Annotated in this window: 23 protein-coding genes; 21 read left to right on the top strand and 2 right to left on the bottom strand. The window is 51.7% G+C overall.

Annotation, left to right across the window (positions count from 1 at the left end; translation table 11 throughout):
* Positions 1–62: 62 nt before the first annotated feature.
* The 7 genes from pilW (at position 63) to der (ending at position 7,899) form a co-directional block, all read left to right on the top strand.
* Positions 63–830 carry a type IV pilus biogenesis/stability protein PilW gene (pilW, locus tag ACN0UY_RS05680; RefSeq protein WP_417665739.1) on the top strand — a complete coding sequence of 256 codons (768 nt, stop codon included), beginning with the start codon at positions 63–65 and terminating at the stop codon, positions 828–830.
* Positions 831–839: 9 nt separating this feature from the next.
* Positions 840–1,883 carry a RodZ domain-containing protein gene (locus ACN0UY_RS05675; RefSeq protein ID WP_417665738.1) on the top strand — a complete coding sequence of 348 codons (1,044 nt, stop codon included), beginning with the start codon at positions 840–842 and terminating at the stop codon, positions 1,881–1,883.
* Between the two features lie 104 nt (positions 1,884–1,987).
* On the top strand, positions 1,988–3,097 hold the full coding sequence (gene ispG / locus ACN0UY_RS05670; RefSeq protein ID WP_417665737.1) for a flavodoxin-dependent (E)-4-hydroxy-3-methylbut-2-enyl-diphosphate synthase: 1,110 nt from the start codon (positions 1,988–1,990) through the stop codon (positions 3,095–3,097).
* A 78-nt stretch (positions 3,098–3,175) separates the two neighbouring features.
* On the top strand, positions 3,176–4,423 hold the full coding sequence (gene hisS, locus ACN0UY_RS05665; protein ID WP_417665736.1) for a histidine--tRNA ligase: 1,248 nt from the start codon (positions 3,176–3,178) through the stop codon (positions 4,421–4,423).
* Between the two features lie 72 nt (positions 4,424–4,495).
* Positions 4,496–5,101 (top strand): YfgM family protein, encoded by a 606-nt coding sequence (locus tag ACN0UY_RS05660; protein ID WP_417665735.1) that lies wholly within the window; start codon positions 4,496–4,498, stop codon positions 5,099–5,101.
* Entirely contained in the window at positions 5,098–6,291 is a 1,194-nt protein-coding gene (bamB, locus tag ACN0UY_RS05655) for an outer membrane protein assembly factor BamB (protein ID WP_417665734.1), read from the top strand. The genes ACN0UY_RS05660 and bamB overlap by 4 nt, the downstream gene beginning before the upstream one ends.
* Before the next feature lie 6 nt (positions 6,292–6,297).
* Positions 6,298–7,899 carry a ribosome biogenesis GTPase Der gene (gene der / locus ACN0UY_RS05650; RefSeq protein ID WP_417665733.1) on the top strand — a complete coding sequence of 534 codons (1,602 nt, stop codon included), beginning with the start codon at positions 6,298–6,300 and terminating at the stop codon, positions 7,897–7,899.
* Positions 7,900–7,910: 11 nt separating this feature from the next.
* On the opposite strand, the gene hslR is transcribed toward der, so the two are convergent.
* Together hslR and hslO are read right to left on the bottom strand one after the other, a co-directional pair.
* Positions 7,911–8,291 (bottom strand): ribosome-associated heat shock protein Hsp15, encoded by a 381-nt coding sequence (gene hslR / locus ACN0UY_RS05645; RefSeq protein WP_417665732.1) that lies wholly within the window; start codon positions 8,289–8,291, stop codon positions 7,911–7,913.
* 4 nt (positions 8,292–8,295) lie between these two features.
* Complete coding sequence (hslO, locus tag ACN0UY_RS05640; RefSeq protein ID WP_417665731.1) at positions 8,296–9,147, bottom strand: Hsp33 family molecular chaperone HslO; 852 nt, start codon at positions 9,145–9,147, stop codon at positions 8,296–8,298.
* Positions 9,148–9,297: 150 nt separating this feature from the next.
* Here hslO and gspC point away from each other — a divergent pair, with 150 nt between their 5' ends.
* The 14 genes from gspC (at position 9,298) to ACN0UY_RS05570 (ending at position 22,359) form a co-directional block, all read left to right on the top strand.
* On the top strand, positions 9,298–10,200 hold the full coding sequence (gspC, locus tag ACN0UY_RS05635; RefSeq protein WP_417665730.1) for a type II secretion system protein GspC: 903 nt from the start codon (positions 9,298–9,300) through the stop codon (positions 10,198–10,200).
* Between the two features lie 10 nt (positions 10,201–10,210).
* Positions 10,211–12,364 (top strand): type II secretion system secretin GspD, encoded by a 2,154-nt coding sequence (gene gspD / locus ACN0UY_RS05630; protein WP_417665729.1) that lies wholly within the window; start codon positions 10,211–10,213, stop codon positions 12,362–12,364.
* Positions 12,357–13,883 carry a type II secretion system ATPase GspE gene (gspE, locus tag ACN0UY_RS05625; protein ID WP_417665728.1) on the top strand — a complete coding sequence of 509 codons (1,527 nt, stop codon included), beginning with the start codon at positions 12,357–12,359 and terminating at the stop codon, positions 13,881–13,883. The genes gspD and gspE overlap by 8 nt, the downstream gene beginning before the upstream one ends.
* 3 nt (positions 13,884–13,886) lie before the next feature.
* Positions 13,887–15,137 (top strand): type II secretion system inner membrane protein GspF, encoded by a 1,251-nt coding sequence (gene gspF / locus ACN0UY_RS05620; protein ID WP_417665727.1) that lies wholly within the window; start codon positions 13,887–13,889, stop codon positions 15,135–15,137.
* A gap of 11 nt (positions 15,138–15,148) precedes the next feature.
* Positions 15,149–15,565, top strand: a complete 417-nt coding sequence (gspG, locus tag ACN0UY_RS05615) for a type II secretion system major pseudopilin GspG (RefSeq protein ID WP_417665726.1) — start codon at positions 15,149–15,151, stop codon at positions 15,563–15,565.
* 3 nt (positions 15,566–15,568) lie between these two features.
* Positions 15,569–16,153 carry a pilus assembly FimT family protein gene (locus ACN0UY_RS05610; protein ID WP_417665725.1) on the top strand — a complete coding sequence of 195 codons (585 nt, stop codon included), beginning with the start codon at positions 15,569–15,571 and terminating at the stop codon, positions 16,151–16,153.
* A complete protein-coding gene (gene gspI, locus ACN0UY_RS05605; RefSeq protein WP_417665918.1) occupies positions 16,153–16,554 on the top strand; it encodes a type II secretion system minor pseudopilin GspI in 402 nt (133 codons plus the stop codon). Before ACN0UY_RS05610 ends, gspI begins: the two co-directional genes overlap by 1 nt.
* Positions 16,547–17,155 (top strand): type II secretion system minor pseudopilin GspJ, encoded by a 609-nt coding sequence (gene gspJ / locus ACN0UY_RS05600; RefSeq protein ID WP_417665724.1) that lies wholly within the window; start codon positions 16,547–16,549, stop codon positions 17,153–17,155. The genes gspI and gspJ overlap by 8 nt, the downstream gene beginning before the upstream one ends.
* Positions 17,148–18,317, top strand: coding sequence for a type II secretion system minor pseudopilin GspK (gene gspK, locus ACN0UY_RS05595; protein WP_417665723.1), 1,170 nt, complete (start codon positions 17,148–17,150; stop codon positions 18,315–18,317). Before gspJ ends, gspK begins: the two co-directional genes overlap by 8 nt.
* 3 nt (positions 18,318–18,320) lie before the next feature.
* Entirely contained in the window at positions 18,321–19,526 is a 1,206-nt protein-coding gene (gene gspL / locus ACN0UY_RS05590; RefSeq protein ID WP_417665722.1) for a type II secretion system protein GspL, read from the top strand.
* Positions 19,526–20,056: a type II secretion system protein GspM gene (gspM, locus tag ACN0UY_RS05585; protein ID WP_417665721.1), complete on the top strand. Its 531-nt coding sequence runs from the start codon at positions 19,526–19,528 to the stop codon at positions 20,054–20,056. The genes gspL and gspM overlap by 1 nt, the downstream gene beginning before the upstream one ends.
* The gene (locus tag ACN0UY_RS05580; RefSeq protein ID WP_417665720.1) at positions 20,053–20,814 is read left to right on the top strand and encodes a type II secretion system protein N; all 762 of its coding nucleotides are present in this window, start codon (positions 20,053–20,055) and stop codon (positions 20,812–20,814) included. The genes gspM and ACN0UY_RS05580 overlap by 4 nt, the downstream gene beginning before the upstream one ends.
* Positions 20,815–20,826: 12 nt before the next feature.
* Positions 20,827–21,645, top strand: coding sequence for a mechanosensitive ion channel domain-containing protein (locus ACN0UY_RS05575; RefSeq protein ID WP_417665719.1), 819 nt, complete (start codon positions 20,827–20,829; stop codon positions 21,643–21,645).
* A 102-nt stretch (positions 21,646–21,747) separates the two neighbouring features.
* Positions 21,748–22,359: a porin family protein gene (locus ACN0UY_RS05570; protein WP_417665718.1), complete on the top strand. Its 612-nt coding sequence runs from the start codon at positions 21,748–21,750 to the stop codon at positions 22,357–22,359.
* Positions 22,360–22,380 lie beyond the last annotated feature (21 nt).

Genomic DNA, 22,380 nt, shown 5'->3' with positions numbered 1-22,380 from the left:
GCCACACAGCTTGATCTGCCGCCGATAAAGGTTAAGATAGTTTCTTTATGGGGGAGATTTACATGCGGATTCTGCTGTTAGCGCTGATCACCGTGGTGTTCAGCACAGGTTGTGTGAGCCAACGTACGGTCGATGGTAAACAAGAACCGGCACAGCAATTCAATGCACAAGAGGCTTCGCGCACGCGCTTGGCTCTTGGGTTGCAGTATTTGCGCTCCGGTAATTTTGAACAAGCTAAAGCAAATTTAGAACGCGCCCGCGAATACACCCCCAATAATCCAGATGTTTATACCGGTCTTGCTTACTATTATCAGCAAGTTCGCGACGTAAAAAATGCCGAAGCGTATTATCGTAAGGCCATTGATCTACGCCCCAATGACGGCGACAGCTATAATAATCTGGGCGTGTTGTTGTGCGGTCAAGATCGCTACAATGAAGCCGACCAAATGTTTCGTAAAGCAGTTGCGCAGCCCGGTTACGTTAAGATTGCCAGCACTTACCAGAATGCTGGGCGCTGTGCAGCCGAGCAAAAAGATATGGCCAACGCCGACCGATATTATCTGTTGGCGCTTAACCACAGTGGTGGCAGCGTCAATATTTTAGAGAATTATGCATCCTTGTTGCTCGAGCAGAAACGCTATGACAAGGCTGCGGACATGATAGAGCGCCGAGCCAATTACCCTCAGTTGTCGGCGCAATATTTATGGTTAGAAGTGCAGTTAGCTCACGCCTTAAACAATAAAAACAAACGGCAGCAATTCGGCGATCTGCTTGTGCAGCGCTTTCCGGCTTCTCAGCAAGCGCGTGATTATCAGCAATTAACTAAATAGCGAACGAGAATGGCATCAGATAAAGACTTATTCGAAGAGAACAGCGAAGAAGAACAGCCTAAGCCAGAACCTTATACAGGGGAGACGCCCGGCCAGTTATTTCGTGAAGCGCGTGAAGCGAAAGGGTTAACCACGCAGCAAGTGGCGGATAGCCTGCGCCTGCGCAAAACCGTCATTGAACTGCTCGAAGCCGATGAGTTTGACCAGCTATCGTCAGCAACTTATGTGCGTGGCTACTTGCGCTCAGTGAGTAAAGCGCTTGAGGTTGACGAAAAGCGCGTATTTGAAGCCTACGGTAAAATGGGTTTCGGTGAAGTGCCGGTCAGCACCATTACCATGCAAAGCTTTTCAAAACGCAAGGTGCGCGAGCGCAACGACAGCCGTTTAATGTTGTTTAGCTATTTTATTATTGCCATTGTTATCGCCATGGCGGTGGTTTGGTGGTGGCAAGATACCAATAACGGCAAAATCTTTAATGACAATGGCAACGGTTCTGCCAGCAATGGTAGTAGCCAGCAAGTCGATAATCGCACCGCAGTGCGTCGCGACTCACCCACAGAGCGGGTTACTGAAGACCAAGCTCGTGGCCAAACGACCAACAGTGACGACCAGCAGGCCAATGAAACCGAAGGCCTGACGGTTACCAGCCGTAACGACGACAGTGCACCTGTGGTGACAGACGAGCCCACGGAAACCCCAACCGAGAACACCACAGCAGCGCGCGATACCAATGAGCCAACCGTTGTGGCTGACACCGCAGCCGACGCCGAAGTTGTTACTGACCCCATTCCCAACAACCAGCCAAGCGCAACCCAAGGCGCGGATCTCGTCATGGCGTTTAGCGGTGACTGCTGGATAAAAGTAACCGATGCTACGGGCACCGACATTGCCATCGGCGTAAAAAAGGCGGGTTACACAATGCCGCTGACGGGCGAGCCTCCTTTTGATATCATTTTATGCAAGCCAGAAGTTGTCACAATGACGTATAATGGTGAACCGGTGGACTTAAGCAGTTATCGCCGCAACCGCAGCGTCACAATGACCGTTGAGTAAGAGCAACTAAGATATTAGCTATCAGATATTAGATATTAAAACCGAGCTGGTTTTTGCTAATATCCAATATCTAACAGCTAATATCGCACTAAGGTTTTAACCCAATGCATTCAAACCCGATCAAACGTCGACCTTCACGCCGCATTTATGTGGGCAACGTGCCTATTGGCGACGGCGCACCTATTGCCGTTCAGTCCATGACCAATACCGAAACCACCGACGTTGCCGCCACAGTCAAACAAATTAAGGCCATTGCCGCGGCCGGTGCTGACTTGGTGCGGGTGAGTGTACCGACTATGGACGCCGCTGAAGCGTTCAAACTGATCAAGCAGCAAAGCCCAATTCCATTGGTTGCTGACATTCATTTTGACTACCGTATCGCGCTGAAAGTGGCGGAGTACGGCGTCGATTGTTTGCGCATCAACCCGGGCAATATCGGCAACGAGCAGCGCATTCGCTCCGTTGTTGATGCAGCTCGTGACCGCGGTATTCCAATTCGCATTGGCGTAAACGGCGGCTCCTTAGAAAAAGACCTGCAAGAAAAATACGGCGAGCCAAACCCTGCCGCGTTGGTTGAATCAGCCATGCGCCACGTGGATATTCTCGACCGCTTAAATTTCCAAGACTTCAAAGTCAGCGTGAAAGCTTCTGATGTGTTTTTAGCCGTTGAAAGCTACCGTTTGCTGGCCAAACAAATTGAACAACCCCTGCATTTAGGCATCACCGAAGCTGGCGGCCTGCGCAGCGGCTCCGTGAAATCATCCATTGGGCTTGGCATGTTGTTGGCCGAAGGCATCGGTGACACCTTGCGTATCTCGTTAGCGGCAGACCCCGTTGAAGAAGTGAAAGTGGGCTTTGATATTTTAAAATCCCTGCGCATTCGCAGCCGCGGCATCAATTTCATCGCATGCCCAAGCTGCTCGCGTCAGGAATTCGACGTCATCGCCACCGTCAACGCACTGGAACAGCGCCTCGAAGACGTTGTTGTGCCCATGGATGTGTCCATTATCGGCTGCGTCGTAAACGGTCCAGGCGAGGCATTGATCTCCCATGTGGGCTTAGCCGGCGCCAAGAATAAAAGCGGTTTTTATCTGGATGGTGAACGCCAAAAAGACCGACTCGACAACAATGATTTGGTGGATGAGTTGGAACGCCGCATCCGTGAAAAAGTAAAACGTTTAGAAGCTGAACAGATTCCCGTGAAGCAAGCGTAAAGCTGCGGTATACTATGCGCCATTTTTCGAAATAAATTTTCGTCTTTACGTCGAACATAAGCAGAAAAGAATCCGAACGTGGCTAAAAATATACAAGCAATTCGCGGCATGAACGACATCCTGCCGAATCAGTCGCCAGCGTGGCAATACGTAGAAGGCGTGATTCGCCAGGTCGCGGCACAATATACCTATCAAGAAATTCGCATGCCGGTGCTGGAAAGTACCGACCTGTTTAAGCGATCCATCGGCGAAGTGACCGATATCGTCGAAAAAGAAATGTACACCTTCGACGATCGTAACGGTGACAGCCTGACCCTGCGCCCTGAAGGCACGGCCAGCTGCGTACGCGCTGGCAACGAACACGGCCTGCTGTACAACCAAACCCAACGGTTATGGTACATGGGGCCAATGTTCCGCCATGAGCGCCCGCAAAAAGGCCGCTACCGCCAGTTCCATCAGTTTGGTATTGAAGCCTTCGGTATGGAAGGCCCCGATATCGACGCAGAAGTAATTTTGCTGTCGGCGCGGTTATGGGAACGGTTTGGTATTCGTGACCAAGTGCAACTACAACTTAATTCATTAGCTTCTAACGAAGCGCGTGCACGTTACCGTGAGGCACTGCGCGAATTCTTGCGTGCTCATGAAGACAAACTTGACGAAGACTCAAAGCGCCGGTTAGACACCAACGTATTGCGCGTTCTGGACAGCAAATCGGAAGAAACCCAAGCGGTACTTGCCGATGCGCCGAAGCTCTCAGAATATTGGGACGACGCGTCACGTGAACACTTTAATGGTTTGTGCAAGCGTCTTGATGCTGCCGGTGTTCAGTACGTTTTGAATGAACGCTTAGTGCGCGGGCTTGATTATTACAACCGCACTGTGTTTGAGTGGGTGACCACAGAACTTGGCGCGCAAGGTACCGTGTGCGCTGGCGGCCGTTATGACGGCTTGGTCGAACAGCTCGGTGGCAAAGCAACCCCAGCAGTTGGCTTCGCCATGGGCATGGAACGTCTGGTTCTGTTGTTAGAGTCACAGGATAAAATTCCAACTGAACAAGCGGTTGATATCTATGTACTTGCGGCAACGGAAGCGGCGGAACTAATCGCACCGGGCGTTGCCGAACAAATTCGCAGTGCGCGACCTGATTTAAAAGTGCAACTGCACAGCGGCACCCAGAACATGAAGAAAAAATTGGCAAAAGCTGACAAGTCGGGCGCAACCTATGCGTTGATTGTCCGTGACACCGATTTCGAACTAAAACACCTGCGCGACCGCGACGCCGAACCTTCGGTCGGGGAAAGTGCAACGGCGCTATTAGATATTTGATATTAGAAAAACCGTTCTTGCTATCAGCTAATATCCAATAGCTAATAGCTAATATCATTTTTGGAGTTAAAAATGGAAACTGAAGATCAGCAAATCGAACGCATCAAGCAATTTTGGAACGAACACGGCAAAGGCATTATCGCCGGTCTGATTGTTGGTTTCGGCCTGTTTTACGGCTGGCGTTATTATGACGCGCAAACCCGTGCCAATCAGGAAGAAGCGTCGCAGCAGTTTGAAAGCATTTTGGTGCAACTCGAAGCTGGCCAGGAAAACAGCATGACAGCGGCACAGGAATTTGTGACCAATAGCGACACCACGTACGCGCAACTGGCAGCACTTGAACTGGCGAAGCATGCGGTTGATAACAACGACTATGCAACCGCTATCAGCGCGCTGCAAAGCGTGCGTGACAGCGCAGAGCCGGCAATTCGTGCCGTTGCTGACATCCGTCAGGCACGTTTGTTGCTTGCGCAAGAACAGTACGATGCGGCCATGGCAGCCGCTCAAGCCGCTGAATCAGTCACCGCATTCAAAGCGCAAGCCGCTGAACTGAAAGGCGACATTCTTCTGGCCCAAGGCGACACCACTGGCGCACGTAGCGCCTATCAAGCAGCGCTTGATGCTGGTGCTGAAAGCCTGGTAGAGATTAAACTCAACAGCATTGTGGCGGGTTCATGAAATTAGCACGGTTTAAAAGTTTAGGGTTCGCGGCACTGGCTACCACGTTAATCAGTGGCTGCTCGATGTTTAGCAGCGAGGAAATCACCTACAAAGAGCTGCAATCATTCAACCAACAGGTTACCCCGCGCGTTGTGTGGGAAAACAGCATTGGTGGTGGCGTTGACCATTTTTACTCACATCTGCATCCGGTGGTTGTCAACGACATGATTGTTGGTGCTGACCGTGACGGAATCGTTGCCGCGTTCAATCGCGACAATGGCGACCGCTTATGGCAAGTGGATTTGCGCGGCGCATTAAACTTGAGCAAAGGCGGTTGGTGGAGTGCGGGTGAACCCATGCGCATTGCCGGTGGTCTGGCTGCAAATAATGACGTGATTTACCTTGGCACCGAAAATGGTGACGTGGTTGCGCTTAATGCCAATGATGGCAGCGTGAAATGGCACGAAGTCGTGCGCTCAGAAGTCATGGCAACGCCTGCCGTTGGTGGTGGTGTGGTTGTGGTGAAAGGCTCAACGGGTGAAGTCATTGCTTTGTCGGAAGAAACCGGCGAACAGCGTTGGAAGCATGTATCTGAAGTACCACCGTTATCAATGCGTGGCACCTCGGCGCCTGTGTATGAGCAAGGCGGTGTGTTTGTTGGCACCTCAACCGGTAAAGTCATTGTTCTTATTGCTGAAAATGGCCAGCCAGCGTGGGAAGCACGTTTAGCGGTACCAAGCGGTAACACTGAACTGCAACGTATGGTTGATGTTGATTCCAAGCCAGTTTTAGCCGGTGCGTTTGTTTACAACGTGGCCTATAACGGTTCGTTAGCAGCGATTAGTGCCAACAGTGGTGAAATTACGTGGAAACGTGAGTATTCATCGTATCAGAACCTGCACTTTGCTGGCGGTCGGTTGTTTGTAACGGACGCCGAAGACACAGTGTCTGCATTGGATTCACAAGGTGGCGTTGAATTGTGGTCGAATAACGACTACAACGGCCGTCATTTAACCGCGCCAGTGCGTTTCGGTGACTACATTGTAGTTGGCGACCGTATGGGCTACCTGCATTTTATAAACCTTCTTAGCGGCGAAACTGAAGGCCGTTTAGAAGTGGATAGTGACGTCTACACAGCCCCTGTGGTTGCAGGCGACACCCTTTATGTACAATTACGCGACGGCAGTTTACTCGCGGTAAGGATTTAACCCTATATGTTACCCGTAGTTGCCCTGGTCGGGCGCCCAAATGTGGGCAAATCAACCTTGTTTAATCGGCTTACCCGTACTCGGGACGCCTTGGTTGCGGACTTTCCCGGCTTAACGCGGGATCGTAAGTATGGCCAGGCCAACTACGACGGATATCAGTTTATTGTCATCGACACCGCCGGTGTGCATGGCGATGAAGAAGGGATTGATGCCGAAATGGCATCGCAATCATTGCGCGCCATTGACGAAGCAGATGTTGTGCTGTTTATGGTTGATGCGCGCGACGGCATCACTTCTGCCGACATGGGCATTGCTGCGCACTTGCGCCGCATTGGCAAAAAAGCTTATGTGGTTGCCAATAAAATTGACGGCATTGACGCCAACACCGCCATGCTCGACTTCTTTGAGCTGGGTTTAGGCGAAGTGCATGGCATTGCTGCTGCGCACGGCCGTGGTGTTGAGCAGTTGCTGCAAGAATGTTTTGACCCACTGCTTGAAGAATACCCAGAAGTAGCAAAGCGCTCAGCGCAAGGCGGGTCTGAAGGTGCGGTAAACCTTGATGCTGAAGGCAATCCAATTGATGCCAACGGTGAAATTGTTGAACCTGATCCAGAAGGCAACGTATTCGACGTAGATGGCAACATAGTTGACGCCGATGGCAACGTAATTGACCACGAAGGCAACATTATAGGCCAGTTGGGCGATCGCAAGCACGATGAAATCGATTATGACGCGCTGCCATTAAAATTAGCCATTGTTGGCCGCCCGAACGTAGGTAAATCGACACTCATCAACCGTATTCTTGGCGAAGAGCGCGTGGTTGTGTACGACATGCCAGGCACCACCCGTGACTCGGTATATATCCCCATGGAACGCGATGGCCGTGAATACATTCTGATTGATACCGCCGGTGTACGTCGCCGTGGCCGGATTGATGAAACCGTGGAGAAGTTCTCGGTTATCAAAACTCTGCAAGCCATTGAAGATGCCAACGTGGTTATCGCAGTGATTGACGCCCGTGAAACCGTGTCAGATCAAGACTTAAACTTGATTGGCTTTGCGTTAAATGCAGGCCGCTCAATTGTTATCGCAGTGAATAAATGGGACGGCTTGTCCAATGATCACCGCGACGAAATAAAACGCGAACTCGACCGCCGTTTAGGCTTTGTCGATTTTGCCCGCTTGCATTTTATCTCGGCTTTGCACGGCAGCGGCGTGGGTAATTTGTTTGAATCGGTGCTCGAAGCTTACGCCTCAGCATCGGCGCGCGTTGGTACATCCAAGCTTACCCGTATTTTAGAAACTGCCGTTGAAGACCATCAACCACCGTTAGTTAGTGGTCGTCGGGTGAAGCTGAAATATGCACACGCCGGTGGTTATAACCCGCCGCGCATAATCATTCACGGCAACCAGGTCGACTCACTGCCAGGCTCTTATAAACGTTACTTGATGAATTACTTCCGTAAGTCATTGGGCGTTATGGGCACGCCAATTAAGATTGAATTCCGCGAATCTGAAAACCCGTACGCAGGGCGTAAAAACCAGCTCACGCTGTCGCAAACCCGCAAGCGCAAACGCTTAATGCGTCACCTGAAGAGAAGAAAGTAACGCAAACAGCGTTACTGATTTTTGAATTTGATTAAGTCCCGACGTTCTTTTTTGTCGGGCTTATGATCGGGGTGGGGGTTATACAGCGCATTCATCTTACGCAGCTCCGCTTCTTTCTCGCGTCGCGCAATTGACTCAGGCGTTTCAGCATAAAGCTTTTGCGCTTCGGGCGCGCCAAGCCGCCGTTCGCTAACGGCCAATACTTCCACTTCATAAATATCATGCCCGCGCGGTGCTTTAATAATATGCCCCGCGCTGATGGTTTTCGACGGCTTGCACCGTTGGCCGTCAATGGTCACCTTGCCCGACTGTACAACCTGACGGGCCAGCGCACGCGTCTTATAAAAACGCGCCGCCCACAACCACTTGTCAATGCGTACTGGCTCGCTCATCAGCTTATACCGTGAGGTCTTTTTCAGTGAAGCGGTATTCGGTTTGGCAATACTCGCAGTTCATGACCACCGCACCTTCTTCACGCAAAATGTCCTGCAATTCTTCCGGTGAAACCGAAGCCAATGCTTCCATGGTGCCTTCACGCGAACAACCGCACTTAAAGGTAACCGGCTGGGGTGGGTACACTTCCACGTGCTCTTCGTGATACAAGCGGTGGAGCACTTGTGCGCCTGGCAATTTAAACAATTCAGCAGCGGTCATGGTGCTGGTTAAGTGCTCCAGATGCTCGAAAGCTTCCAACGTGGTGCCTTGTGCGGGCATTACCTGCAACATCATGCCAGCAGCGTGCTCGCCGTCGGCAAATAACCAGATACGCGTACGTAATTGCTCTGACTGCATAAAGTAGTCTTCAATCACCTTGGAGATACTGTCGGCATCGGCACTCACCACGCCTTGATATCGCTCGCCGATTTCTGGTGTTAGGGTAATCACCAAAACCGCCTTGGCGCCCATCAGGGTACGCAAATCATTCAGGTCATCGGAAATCTCCGAGCGTACCCGTGCAATACCGCGCAGTTCTTGATGGTGTGAACCGTTCACCGCAATAAAATTAACCGGGCCATCGCCTTGAATTTGAATTGAAATACGGCCTTCAAACTTCAAGGTGGCGGTGAGCAACGACGTTGCCGCCATTAATTCACCCAGCAAGCGCTGAACTGGCGCCGGGTAATGGTGTCCTAAAATCATGCGCTGATAGCTGGTGCTCAATTGCACCAATTCACCGCGCACATCTTGCTCAAGAAACGTGTAGCGTAATAATTGGTCAGTTGGATAATTCGTTACTGGTTTGGTCATGGTGTTTGGGTGTCTGTCATACTTGTGTAAAAATTTGGCTGCATTATACCAGAATCCTCGTATTTGATCTGTTCACTTGTGTATAGTAAGGCTAGAATGACCAAAAGACGCAAGTGTCACATAATTATAACGAAAGCGTAGTAGTTACCCATGCAGATACAGAACACGCACGTCAATGCACTGGTTACCGCGGTCTGTGCGGTGGCCGCCGTGTGGTTTGGCGCGCAATTAACTTGGCAGATAATTATGCCAACGGCAGAAGTTCCGACAGGCCCGCTTACAGTTACCGCTGATACCGGCAAGCAGGCGGTGTCTGCGCGCCCAATTATTGCCCTTGACCTATTTGGCGCAGCAGCAGGTGCACCCCAAGTGGCTGCTTCGAATGCACCGAAAACTTCACTCAATATTCGTCTACTTGGCGTGTCCGCTTCCAATGTTCCTGAACGCTCTGCCGCGATTATTGAACGCAGTGGTAACCAAGAAGTTTACGTGGTGGGTGACAATCTAGAAGGCACCCAAGTTAAAATTAAAGAAATATATGCCGATCGCGTTATTTTAGATAACAATGGCCGTATAGAAACGCTTGAGCTTGAAGGCATTGGCGAGTTAAGCGAAGGCTTGTCGTTAACCATGGCCAATTCAGCTAGCCGTGACAGCGTACGCACCAGCTCACGAGCAGTCGCGTCAGACACCATTACAAATATTGTGCGCAGCAATGACATTAACGCTGAAAGCTTACTTGAGTTTATCCAAATTACCCCAGTACGCGGTGGCAATGGCATCAAAGGCTACAGCTTACGTGCGGGCAACAACCCAGAATTATTCCGCCAAGCCGGCTTCCGAGATGGCGATTTGGCGGTGGCAATTAACGGCCAAGATTTAACCAATATAAGTACCGCAATGAAGGTTACGGGCGAACTCGCCACCATGACCGAAGCCACGGTTACCGTGATGCGCGGCAATGAATATATCGACTTGCGTCTGGATATTCGCGACCTACCGGCTGACATATCAAAGCCAGCGGACGAAACCAAGCAAGACCAAGGGAATTAAGGGAACAGCTATGCGAAAAACCTCACTCGCAATTGCCATCGCAGTAGGCGCAGCACTTGCCGGATCGCTCCATGATGCGAGCGCGCAACAATCACGCCAAGCCGCGCAGCAGCAACGCCAGCAAGATGCAGAAACACCGGTTGAATATGCGGCTAGCTTTAAAAACACCGACATTACTGAGTTTATTCAAGTGGTTGGTCGTAATTTGGGGCGCACGATGATCATCGACCCCGATGTACGTGGCCGCATTGACGTACGTAGCTACGATGTCATGACCGAAGACCAGTACTGGCAGTTCTTCTTGAACGTGTTAGACGTGTACGGTTTTGCCACTATCGAAATGGAATCAGGCGTGATTAAAGTCATGCGCGACAAAGACGCCCGCAACGGCGCCATTCCAGTGGTTGATGACAATTCCCTAGGCGGTGACACTCTAATTACCCGCGTGGTTCCAGTTTCTAACGTCAGCGTGCGCGAACTCGCGCCCTTGCTACGCTTGCTCAACGACCAAAGTGGCGGTGGCAACGTGGTCAGCTATGACCCATCGAACGTGATTATGATCACCGGCCGCAGCGAAACCGTGCAGCGCTTAGTTGAAATCATTGAACGTGTCGACCGTGCCGGTAACCAAGACGTCAACGTGATTAAACTCGAGTACGCATCGGCGGCAGAAGTTGTGCGCATTGCGCTTAGCCTGTTCCAAAAAGCCAACGATGGCACCCCAGATTTATTGATTCCGAAAATTGTTGCTGATGAGCGCACCAACAGCGTTGTCGTCAGCGGTGAACCGCGCGCTCGTGAACGCGTAGTCACCTTGATTAACCAGCTTGATCAAGACTTAAAATCCGAAGGCAACACGCGGGTTTATTATCTGAAGTACGCCAAAGCGGCAGAGTTGGTTGAAGTGCTGCAAGGTGTTAGCCAAAGCTTACAGGCAGAAAAAGAGTCGGCTGCAACGGGCGCAGGAACATCTGCCGCAGCACGCCGCGTAAGCTCAAGTGGCGCTGAGATAAGTATCAGTGCGCACGAAGCTTCAAACTCCTTAGTGATTACCGCACAACCGGATTTACTCTCAAGCTTAGAAAGCGTGATTCGTCAGTTGGATATTCGTCGTGCGCAAGTGCATGTTGAAGCCATAATCGTAGAAATTATGGAAGGCGATGGCGTTGATTTTGGCCTGCAATGGATCAGTGAAGACGGCGGCATGGTGCAGTACAACAACGGCCGTCAGGCATCTATTGGCCAAGTGGCCGCCGGTGCTTACTTGGCGCGCGAGCAGCCAGGTCGTGAAACCACCACCGTGGTCGATGGTAACTTGGTAACCACCACCGAGCCGCCGCGCCCGGGTGACGTGTCGTTGCTGGCACAGGTGCTGCAAAATGTGAACGGCATGATGATTGGTGTGGTAAAAAATGACTGGGGCGCAATTTTGCAAGCCGTGACCACCAACACCAACTCGAACATTCTGGCCACGCCGTCAATTATGACGTTGGATAACGAAGAAGCGTCGTTCTTAGTGGGGCAAGAAGTGCCAACCATTACCGGTTCAACCACCGGTTCGAATAACGACAACCCATTCCAAACCGTGCAACGTGAAGACGTGGGTATCAAACTCAAAGTTACGCCGCAGATTAACGAAGGCAACGCGGTGCAGCTGATTATTGAGCAGGAAGTGTCGAGCATCAGCGGCGCGACTTCGGTGGATATCACCATCAACAAGCGTGAGCTGAAAACAGTGGTGATGGCCGACGACGGTGAAACCATTGTGCTAGGCGGCTTGATTGACGAAGACGTGCAAGAGTCGGTGTCTAAGGTACCAATTTTGGGCGACATTCCGTTCTTAGGGCATTTATTTAAGAGCACCTCAACCACGCGTCAAAAACGTAACCTGATGGTGTTTTTACGCCCGCGCATTGTCCGTGATGGCGCAACGGCTTCACAAATTTCCAGCCGTAAGTACAACTATATTCGTGCCGAACAACTGAAAGCGGAAGAAGATGGCATCGACTTAATGCCACTGAGCAAGCCGCCGGTGCTGCCTGAATGGAATGGGCCGTTAACCTTGCCACCTTCGTTTGAATCTTATATCGAAGAGGGGGGTGCAGTCCCTGCTCCGGAGCAGGGACTGCACCCCACCTCTCAAGAAGGGAATGGCAATGACTGATATCGCGAATGTGGCCGCGCAAGTGGCACCGCGACGGTTGCCATTTGCTTTTGCGAAACGCCACGGTGTGGTGGTGGCATTTGCCAACGCGCCGGCTGAAGGCGAAGCCGCCACGCAAGCTATTGTGCATGCGCGCCAAGGCGTTACCCCACAAACCTTGTCCGAAGTGCGACGGGTGCTGGGTGCGCCATTTATCTTGCAGGAACATGTTGCGGATGAATTTGAAGCCATTTTAACCCAGGCCTATCAACGCGATTCGTCCGAAGCGAAACAGCTGATGGAAGACATCGGCAACGAAAGTAACTTATTTTCACTGGCCGATGAACTGCCACAAACCGAAGACCTGCTCGAAAGTGAAGACGACGCGCCAATCATCAAGCTCATCAACGCCATGTTGTCAGAAGCCATTAAAGAAGGCGCATCGGACATTCACATCGAAACCTTCGAAAAAGACTTGTTGGTGCGTTTTCGTATCGACGGCGTGTTGCGTGAAGTGATTCGCCCGAACCGCAAACTCAGCTCACTGCTGGTGTCGCGGATAAAAGTTATGGCGCAGCTGGATATTGCTGAAAAACGCATTCCGCAAGACGGCCGCATCAGTTTGTTGATTGCTGGCCGCGCGGTGGACGTGCGGGTATCGACTATGCCATCCAGTCATGGAGAGCGCGTGGTATTGCGGTTGTTGGACAAAAACAACGCGCGCTTGAACCTTGAACAGTTAGGCATGACCGAAGCCAACCGCAAAATCTTCTCGCAAATCATTAAAAAGCCGCACGGAATTATTTTGGTAACCGGCCCCACGGGCTCGGGTAAATCCACCACCTTGTATGCGGGGTTGATGGAAATCAACTCGCGCGATCGCAACATTTTGACAGTTGAAGACCCCATCGAATATTCCATAGAAGGCATCGGCCAAATGCAGGTGAACCCGAAAGTGGACATGACCTTTGCCCGCGGGTTGCGCGCTATTTTGCGGCAAGACCCCGACGTGGTCATGGTGGGTGAGATTCGTGACGTTGAAACCGCGCACATTGGTGTGCAGGCCTCGTTAACCGGCCACTTGGTGTTGTCGACCTTGCACACCAATACTGCATCCGGTGCGATTACCCGTTTGGAAGACATGGGCGTCGAACCGTTCCTATTATCGTCGTCGTTATTGGCAGTATTAGCACAGCGCTTAGTGCGCACCTTATGTAACGACTGCAAAGAACCCTATGACGCCTCGGCCGAAGAACTAGCCTACGTGGCGGATGGCGCAGTTGACGGCGGTGCCCGCTTGTACCGTGCAGTGGGTTGCGACAAGTGCAACCACAGTGGTTATCGCGGCCGCACTGGCATTCACGAAATGTTGGTGGTGGACGAAAAAATTCGCGAACTTATCCACAATGGCCACGGCGAACAAGCCATTGATAAATACGCACGCAAAACCAGTCCATCGATTCGTGATGACGGCTTAGCCAAAGTGATGGCCGGTGTCACCACCTTGGAAGAAGTATTGCGCGTAACGCGCGAGGAGTAAGCCGTGGCAGCCTATGCATTTCAAGCGCTAAACGCCAGTGGCCGCAAAAGCAAAGGCGTGATTGAAGCCGACACCGAACGTCAGGTGCGGGCGCAGTTGCGTGAGCAAGGCTTGATTCCTGTGCACGTTGAGCTGGCCGAAGAAACTGGAGGCTCAGGGGGCAGAGGCGGCTCCGGAGCTGGGACTGCACCGCTGCTCAAACGGCTGCAAACGCGCGGTGTGAGTGCCTCTGACTTAGCCTTGATTACGCGTCAGTTGGCAACATTAGTCAGTGCGGCCTTACCGATTGAACAGGCCTTGTTTGCTGTTTCCGAGCAAACCGATAAGCCGCGGCTGCAAAAACTCATCATGGCGGTGCGCTCTAAGGTGGTTGAAGGCTACTCATTAGCCGAAGCCATGGCCGAGTACCCGCACGTGTTCGATAAATTATTTACCGCGATGGTCTCGGCTGGCGAAAAATCCGGCCATTTGGATGAAGTGTTAAACCGTTTGGCCGATTACACCGAGCAGCGCAACCGCCTCAAAGGTCAGTTGGTGCAAGCGTTGGTGTACCCGACCATTCTCACGTTAGTGGCTATTGGCGTCATTATTTTCCTGTTGGTGAGTGTGGTGCCGCAAATTGTTGAGCAGTTCAGCGGGCTTGACCAAACTTTACCGCCAACCACCACCTTCTTGTTAGCAGTAAGTGAATTCCTACAAAACTATGGCATTTATGCCTTGGTCGCAATTTTCCTGACCTTGATTATAGGCTCGCAGTTATTACGTAAACCCGAACGGCGCGATAAGTTTGATGCGTGGGTACTCAAAGTACCGCTGTTTGGGCGTGTGATTAAAGGCGTGAACACCGCGCGTTTCGCCCGCACCTTAAGTATTTTAGCGGCGTCAGCGGTGCCATTACTTGAGGGATTGCGCATTACCGGCCGCGTATTAACCAATCGCGCCATGCAAATCGCGGTGGAGGCAGCTGCCGACCGCGTACGCGAAGGTTCATCCTTGCGCGCGGCTTTAGCGCAAACCAAATTATTCCCGCCAATGATGTTGCACATGATTGCTGCTGGCGAAAAATCGGGCGAGTTAGAGCAGTTGCTTGGGCGCGCCGCCGATAACCAAGACCGCGACTTCGAAACCACCATGAACGTGGCACTGAAAATATTTGAGCCTGCTCTGATCGTTGTCATGGCTGGCGTTGTCTTACTCATTGTATTGGCCATCATTCAGCCAATACTCGCGCTCAATCAGAGCGTTGGCTTGTAACGAGGAACTTTATGAAAAAACAAACCGGATTTAGCTTAATCGAAGTGATGGTGGTTATCGCCATCTTGGGTTTATTGGCATCATTGATTCTGCCAAACGTGCTGGGTTCAGCCGACCAGGCGAACCGCCAAAAAGCGCGTACTGACATCATCGCATTGGAAAATGCCTTAGCGCAGTACCGCTTGGACAACAGTGTGTTTCCAACCACCGAGCAGGGCCTTGAATCCCTAATTCAAGAGCCAAACGTTGACCCGCGCCCACGCAATTACCGTCGTGGTGGCTACATCCAGCGTTTGCCAGCCGACCCATGGGGCAACGAATATTTATTACTTAGCCCAGGTGAATACGGCGATGTTGATATTTTCTCAGCTGGCCCTGACGGACAAACCGGAACCGACGACGACATCGGCAACTGGAATATCGAGTAATTTGTGAATCGCGGTGTATCCAAAGGCTTCACCCTTGTTGAAGTAATGGTCACCATAGCGGTGATTGCCATGCTGGCTGTCACCGTCAGTTTTGTGGTGCCTGATAACCGCGACGATAACCTTGAAGAAGACGCCCGCGTACTCTATGAACGCATCAAATATGCCCGCGAGTACGCCTTGGTGCGTAATGCGGTGCTGGGCTTGCGCATTGATCAAGGTAACAGCTACCGCTTTTTGCAATTCACCGACGGCCGTTGGCAGACCATAAACCATCGTGGTCTGCGCCGCACCGAGCTGGATGAAACCGTGCTGCTGGATGTGCAGGCTGCCGATTTAGAGCTACTCGAGCAGGACGACACCGACATTGATGCGGTGTTTGATATTGAAGACGACGAACGTGATGCCAATGACGCACAAACGAAGAGCGAGCCCACCCCCCAATTATTTATTTTTGGTAGCGGCGATTTGCCACCGTTTGAACTAACGCTGAGTGACACCGGGTTGTTTAATAATGGCGCGGGCGGCGCAAGCTGGAAAATTACTAGCACTGACGGCATTGAAATTTCATTACAGCGAGAGCCATTGTGATGCGCGCGCGTGGCTTTACCTTAGTCGAAGTGATGTTTGCGCTGGGCATTTTTGCCTTGGCGGCATTGGCGGCGGTGGCCTCAACCAGCCAGCATTTGCATAATCTGAACTACATGCAGGACAAATCCTTGGCGCAATATGCTGCATCGAACGCGTTGGCGCGAATTAGCCTGAATTATCCACCGGAAAATAACGCTAAAGGCACCGAAATTGTCGGTGACAAAGAATGGCACTGGCGCAGCGAAGTATTAGAAACCCAAACCGCCGACGTGTTTTACGTAACCGTGCGCGTTTATGAACAAGCGCCCGGTAGCGATAGCTCGGGTTCGGGCTCTGGCTCGATAGTCACATTAAGCCGCTACCTTGGGCCGAGCAACGACGGGGGCAGCACCAATGAGTAAGTTTGTGCGCCGCGAAGCCCGTGGCTTTACCCTAGTTGAAGTGCTGGTTACAGTGGTGATCATGGCCGTTATTGGGCTTGCATCAGCGGCAGTGATTAACGCGATTATGCGCACCAGTGAGCAAAGCGAAAAAGCGATTGATCAGCTGCAAAAGCTGCAGTACGCCATGCTGGTTTTAGAGCAAGACATACGCCAAATTGTGCCGCGCGATAACCCTACAGGTTTGTACATTTTTGCCGAAGAAGGGCGGTTAGGCTTTGTGCGCTCGGGCTGGTTTAACCCACAAGGCTTATTTCCACGCAGCGAGTTGCAACCGGTGGCTTACATTTTGCGTGACGGTAACCTAGTGCGTGAGCATTTCACTTTTGTGGATGTGAGCGAATCCAGCGAGCCATTTAGCCGCGTTGTGTTGGAAGATGTCGACAAGTTTGAGATTGAGTTTTTGCGCATCGGCTCTGATAAAGAGGGGCGTGCAGTCCCAGCTCCGGAGCAGGGACTGACTCCCACCTCATTACCGCCTGGCATCGAGATAACCTTAGATACCCAACGCTGGGGGCGTATTACGCGTGTGTTCTTAATTAACGGGGGCAGCTATGAATAACTGTGCTGCTCACACGAAACAGCGCGGCGTCGCGTTGCTAATGGTATTGCTGGTTGTGGCTTTGGTGTCGGTGATGGCGGTAACGCTAAGTGGGCGCTTACAAACCAGCGTGCTGCGTACCGGTAATTTGCAGCAAGCCGAGCAAGCTTACTGGTACTGGTTGAGTGCCGAAGAAATCGTCACCGAGCTACTACAAACCGAACTCAGCGAAAGCGACAACGTCGCGCATCAACAACAAATGTGGTACCAGCAAAGCGAGAGCGGCAATCTCTATCCCGTGGATGGCGGCGCCATTCAAGGCAAAATCAAAGATTTGCACAGCTGCTTTAATTTGAATTCGCTACGCGTCGACGACCGCGATGACTCCAGCAGTAGCGGCAGCAGCAACACCGTAACAAATGCCAGCGCTGATGCCGCCACCGATGCAGAGGAAGGAGCCAGTCCCAGCTCCGGAGCAGGGACTGCACCCCACCTGATACGGGAGCGGCGCAAGGCCCAGCTGCGCATGTTGATGCTCGCAAGCAATGACTCGCTGGAGCCGTACGCGGCGGATGTGATTGTCGATGCACTGGCCGATTGGTTGGATGACGACGACACCATTGATGGTAGCTACGGTGCTGAGTCGGTTGATTATCAAAGTTTGCAGTTTCCATACAGTGCGGCCAATACCTGGCTGATTCACGTGAGCGAATTGCGCCTGATTCGGGGTGTGAGCGCGAAAATATATCAACAGATTAAGCCGTACGTGTGTGTCATTCCGCGGGACAATACCTTGCAAATAAACCTCAATACGGTTAACGATGATCAGCCGGAACTGTTGCACGCGGTAACCCTTGGCGGCATGTCGGTGGACGACGCCAGCAATTTTTTAAGTAGCCGCCGCGCCGAGGGCTATGAAAGCATGGATGATGCACGTAATAATGGCGCGCTTAACGACGCAGCGACGCGTGGGCCACGACCGAATCTTGGTGGTGGTGCGACGCCGAACGGCGTAAGTGCGGAAACCATTGGCGGTGTGCTTGACGATTTGGACGTGAAAAGTAAATACTTCCAGTTGAACGCAAAAATTGGATACGGCGACCTCGTGATGGCCGCCGAAAGCCAGTTTTTAATCACCAGCGAAACAGCGAAGGTGCTGTATCGCGGTGCAGGAGAACCTTAAATAATGGAACAATTATTCATTCGCTTGAGCTCGCAACCGCAAGAGCCGCTGCACTGGCTGATTTGGAGTCCGGCGCAAGAAGAGCTTATAGCCAGCGGAACGCTCAACGATTTGTCCGAGCTCAACCAATTGAGCGATCATGCGCGCAGCCGTGAGGTGATTTGTTTCGCGCCAGGTACGGATGTGCTGATCACTGCCGTCGAGTTGCCCAATAGCGCGATGCGCATGCTGCCGCAAGTAATTCCCAATGCGTTGGAAGACGAATTGGCGCAAGACATCAGCGAATTGCATTTTGCGTGGCCACCCGTGAAAAAGAGCGGCACCGGGTTATCGCTGCACGTTGCCGTGGTGGCACACGAAGCCATGACCAAGTGGCTGCAAGCGCTCGATGCAGCCGACATCGATTGCGATGAAATCTATCCGGATATCTTTATGGTTCCGGCTCCGCAGGAGGGGGGTGCAGTCCCAGCTCCGGAGCAGGGACTGCACCCCACCTCGCTCACGCTTGGTGAAACCGTCATCATCCGTACCGGCCAATACAGAGGCTTCAGCACCGATATTTCGCTGTTGCCAGTTATGGCTGAAGGCATGCAGCTGCAAGCGGTTGAGCAAATGGACATTGAGGTGCCACTAAGCATTGTGGCAACCACCTACAACGCACGTAAATCTCATCCGGAAATGATTAACCTGCGGCAGCATCAATATCGGGTGCAACGTAAGAAGCGCAAGGGTGGGTCCAATGTGAGCACTTACAAACCGGCTGCGATAGCTGCAGCCGTGTTATTAGTTGTCGGCTACAGCTCGCAAGTGGTTGAATACGTGCAGTTAGGTAAGCAAAGTGCGCAGCTTGAACAAGCCATTGAGCAAACCTATCGCGATACCTTCCCGAATGAAAAACGCATTGTTAACGTGCGTTCACAGCTGAATCGCCACCTTGAAAGTCTTGGCGTTGAGGGCACCACCACGTCGCCATTGGAACTTTTGGCGCATCTGGAGCCGGCGTTTAAAGCCAACCGTGATGTACGCCTTGAGATGTTGCGCTTTGAAAACGAAACCTTACGTATGCAAGTAAAAGCCAATAGCTTCGGTAGCTTAGAGAATTTCCGCAAAGTGGCGAACGAGGGCGGGCAGGTAACTGTTGAGCAGGGCCCGGTGAATAACCAGTCGGGAGCCGTTAGCGGCGCCTTGACCGTGAAGAAGGACGTGTAATGGCCAATTTGCTACAACAACTTATCCAACGTGTGCCCGGACTTGAAGCGCGCGTGAACCAAATGAACCAACGCGAAAAATTGTTGGTGAGCACCGCCGCCGTGTTACTGGTCATCACATTGATGTACTTCCTGCTATGGAAGCCGATTTCCGACGGCATCGCCGAACGCGAAACCAAAATCAATGCACAGCAAGAACTACTGCAATGGGTGCGTGAAAACACCGGGCGGTATCTCGCGCAAAGCGGAGGTGGGGTGCAGTCCCAGCTCCGCACCCCCACCTCAAGTATGGGGGGCAGCGTCAGCGAGCGGGTGACAACTTTGGCAAGCGGCGCAAAAATTGAAGTAACGCGCATGCAACCGCAGTCCGACAGCCTGTTGGTGGTAATCGATCAAGTTGGTTTTAATGCCTTGCTGCAATTTATCGAAAGCCTGCAAACCGAAGCTGGCCTCACCATTGAGCACCTCGACGCCACTGAAGGCGGCGAACCAGGTATGGTGCGCGTGCGCCGACTGCAGGTGAGCGAATGATGTCGTGGCGTTGGTTGCTGTGGTTGATTCCACTTTATATTGTCGCGCTGGTCGCACTCACTCCCGCCGCCATTATTAAGTGGGGTGCAGTCCCTGGACTGCACCTCTCTTCAACGCAGGGCACGCTATGGCAAGGTAATACATCCATTCGTGCCGAGCTGCCAACCGGTGGAACGTTACACTTACAGGATGTGAGTTGGCGCTTAAGCCCTTGGCAGTTATTCTTGGGGCAAGCTAATATCGCACTGCAAATTCCTTCAACAAATTATATCCACGGCAACGCAACCATCAACGCCAGTGCAGCAAAGGCAACGATTACCGCGAACTTGCAAGGCGCCATGCAACCGGCGATCCAACAGCTTAAATTACCCGTACCCATCACCATAGCTGGTAATTGGGAACTGACTATCGCTGACTACCAACTATCTGATTTTCAAAGCGGAAAATTTTGCGATACGTTAGACGCACGCTTCAATGCACGCACCACAGAGATGCGCATCAATCAACAATGGCATGCGCTGGGCGATTATGTGTCAACGCTAAACTGCAACGATCAAAACGGCATTGCAGTGAAAATTGACGATAACAATTTGGTTGGGCTACGCTTAAACGCACAAGTAAATGGACGCATCGATGCGCCGCAGATTAGCTTAACAGGCAGTATGCAGCCTACCTTGCAAACGCCCAAGCCCATCACCGAGTTGTTAGTATTTCTCGGCAAGCCCGACGCCCAAGGCCGCTACAATTTTAAATGGTAAAAAGGAGTACACATGGAACAGGTCATGACATGGATTAGCGAGAACCAAGAGTTGATTCTCGGCTATACCTTAAAATTCATTGTCGCAATCATCATCTTGATTGTGGGTAAGATTATTGCGAATTCAGTTGCACGTCTGATGGGCAAAGGCATGGAAAAGCGCGGCACCGATAAAGCCGTGATCAGTTTCCTTGGCGCCATTGTGCGCTCAGTGATTTTCATCGCCGCAGTGCTCATGGCATTGTCGCAAGTTGGCGTTGAAACAACCTCATTTATTGCCATTTTGGGTGCCGCCGGCTTAGCCATTGGCTTGTCGTTGCAGGGCTCGCTGTCGAACATGGCATCAGGCGTATTGATTATTCTGTTCCGCCCATTTCGCGCCGGTGAATACGTAGATGCAGGTGGCGTATCGGGTACCGTGGAAGAAGTGAATATTTTCCAAACCATCCTGAAAACGCCTGACAATAAAGTGGTGTTTGTGCCCAACGCGCAAATCACCAGCCAACCAATCACCAACTACAACCGCGAAGACACGCGCCGCGTTGATTTGCTGATTGGTGTGTCGTATGACGCAGACCTGCACAAAACCAAAGAAGTGCTGGAAAATGTGTTGAAAGCGGAAAGCCGTCTGTTAAAAGACCCAGCGTGGAACATCCAGGTGCATGCATTGAATAATTCGTCAGTTGATTTCATCGTGCGCCCTTGGGTGAACAGCACTGACTATTGGCCGGTGTATTGGGATCTGATGCGCGAAATTAAAATCGCTCTCGATAAAGCGGACATCGGCATCCCATATCCACAAATGGATGTGCATTTACACAAGCAAGATTAAACAGCCCGCGTAAATAAAGAGCAAATAAAGGTGCAGTCCTAGGACTGCACCTCACTTATAGGTCTATACTGTGGAAAGGAACTCCACAGAAGGACTACAAAAATGAAAACATTATTTAAAATTTCTGCCATCGCCGCAGTAATGGCTACTGCAATGGGTACCACCGCAGCGTATGCGCAACAGGCTCCAAGCTTCGACAAGCTTGGTGTTAGCTATATTAGCTATGATCTTGATGGAGAAACCCTCAACGGCGCAGGCGCGCACTTGAATATGTCCATTAACCCGGAGTGGTTCTTCAGCGCTGAGTACATCTACGCCAGCGACGATTACAATGCAGGCGGCTTTGCGGTAGACGCTGAATCTGCCAGCTTGTACGGCAACATCGGCTATAAGTTTTACAACATGGGCAACACCGTAGGCTACGTGGCCGGCGGCCTGGTGTACAATGACGCCGAAGTGCGCACGTCAGGTTTTGGTAACTACAGCGAAGACGACACCGGTTGGAATGCACAGGTTGGCTTGCGTTCGCGCTTAACTAATGACATTGAAGTGGACGCGAACGTGCGCCACGTAGACATTTACGATGGCAGCGATCAAGAGTGGACTGTTAGCGGCCGCTACTTCATCACTCAAGAGTTCAGCTTGGGTGCTGGTTACACATTAATTGATAGTGATAACAGTTATATGGCATTAACTGGCAGCTTCCACTTTTAGACAAAAAAGCTTACAAAAATC

It is taken from the genome of Pseudidiomarina sp. (assembly GCF_048268165.1).
Classification (GTDB): Bacteria; Pseudomonadota; Gammaproteobacteria; order Enterobacterales; family Alteromonadaceae; genus Pseudidiomarina.
Note: the sequence above shows the minus strand (reverse complement) of the source record. Positions and strands in the feature narration are given on the sequence as shown.

Coding starts and splice junctions, on each gene's coding strand:
- pilW (WP_417665739.1), top strand. CDS start 63: ATGCGGATTCTGCTGTTAGCGCTGATCACCGTGGTGTTCAGCACAGGT.
- ACN0UY_RS05675 (WP_417665738.1), top strand. CDS start 840: ATGGCATCAGATAAAGACTTATTCGAAGAGAACAGCGAAGAAGAACAG.
- ispG (WP_417665737.1), top strand. CDS start 1,988: ATGCATTCAAACCCGATCAAACGTCGACCTTCACGCCGCATTTATGTG.
- ACN0UY_RS05660 (WP_417665735.1), top strand. CDS start 4,496: ATGGAAACTGAAGATCAGCAAATCGAACGCATCAAGCAATTTTGGAAC.
- bamB (WP_417665734.1), top strand. CDS start 5,098: ATGAAATTAGCACGGTTTAAAAGTTTAGGGTTCGCGGCACTGGCTACC.
- der (WP_417665733.1), top strand. CDS start 6,298: ATGTTACCCGTAGTTGCCCTGGTCGGGCGCCCAAATGTGGGCAAATCA.
- hslR (WP_417665732.1), bottom strand. CDS start 8,291: ATGAGCGAGCCAGTACGCATTGACAAGTGGTTGTGGGCGGCGCGTTTT.
- hslO (WP_417665731.1), bottom strand. CDS start 9,147: ATGACCAAACCAGTAACGAATTATCCAACTGACCAATTATTACGCTAC.
- gspC (WP_417665730.1), top strand. CDS start 9,298: ATGCAGATACAGAACACGCACGTCAATGCACTGGTTACCGCGGTCTGT.
- gspD (WP_417665729.1), top strand. CDS start 10,211: ATGCGAAAAACCTCACTCGCAATTGCCATCGCAGTAGGCGCAGCACTT.
- gspE (WP_417665728.1), top strand. CDS start 12,357: ATGACTGATATCGCGAATGTGGCCGCGCAAGTGGCACCGCGACGGTTG.
- gspG (WP_417665726.1), top strand. CDS start 15,149: ATGAAAAAACAAACCGGATTTAGCTTAATCGAAGTGATGGTGGTTATC.
- gspI (WP_417665918.1), top strand. CDS start 16,153: ATGCGCGCGCGTGGCTTTACCTTAGTCGAAGTGATGTTTGCGCTGGGC.
- gspJ (WP_417665724.1), top strand. CDS start 16,547: ATGAGTAAGTTTGTGCGCCGCGAAGCCCGTGGCTTTACCCTAGTTGAA.
- gspK (WP_417665723.1), top strand. CDS start 17,148: ATGAATAACTGTGCTGCTCACACGAAACAGCGCGGCGTCGCGTTGCTA.
- gspL (WP_417665722.1), top strand. CDS start 18,321: ATGGAACAATTATTCATTCGCTTGAGCTCGCAACCGCAAGAGCCGCTG.
- gspM (WP_417665721.1), top strand. CDS start 19,526: ATGGCCAATTTGCTACAACAACTTATCCAACGTGTGCCCGGACTTGAA.
- ACN0UY_RS05580 (WP_417665720.1), top strand. CDS start 20,053: ATGATGTCGTGGCGTTGGTTGCTGTGGTTGATTCCACTTTATATTGTC.
- ACN0UY_RS05575 (WP_417665719.1), top strand. CDS start 20,827: ATGGAACAGGTCATGACATGGATTAGCGAGAACCAAGAGTTGATTCTC.
- ACN0UY_RS05570 (WP_417665718.1), top strand. CDS start 21,748: ATGAAAACATTATTTAAAATTTCTGCCATCGCCGCAGTAATGGCTACT.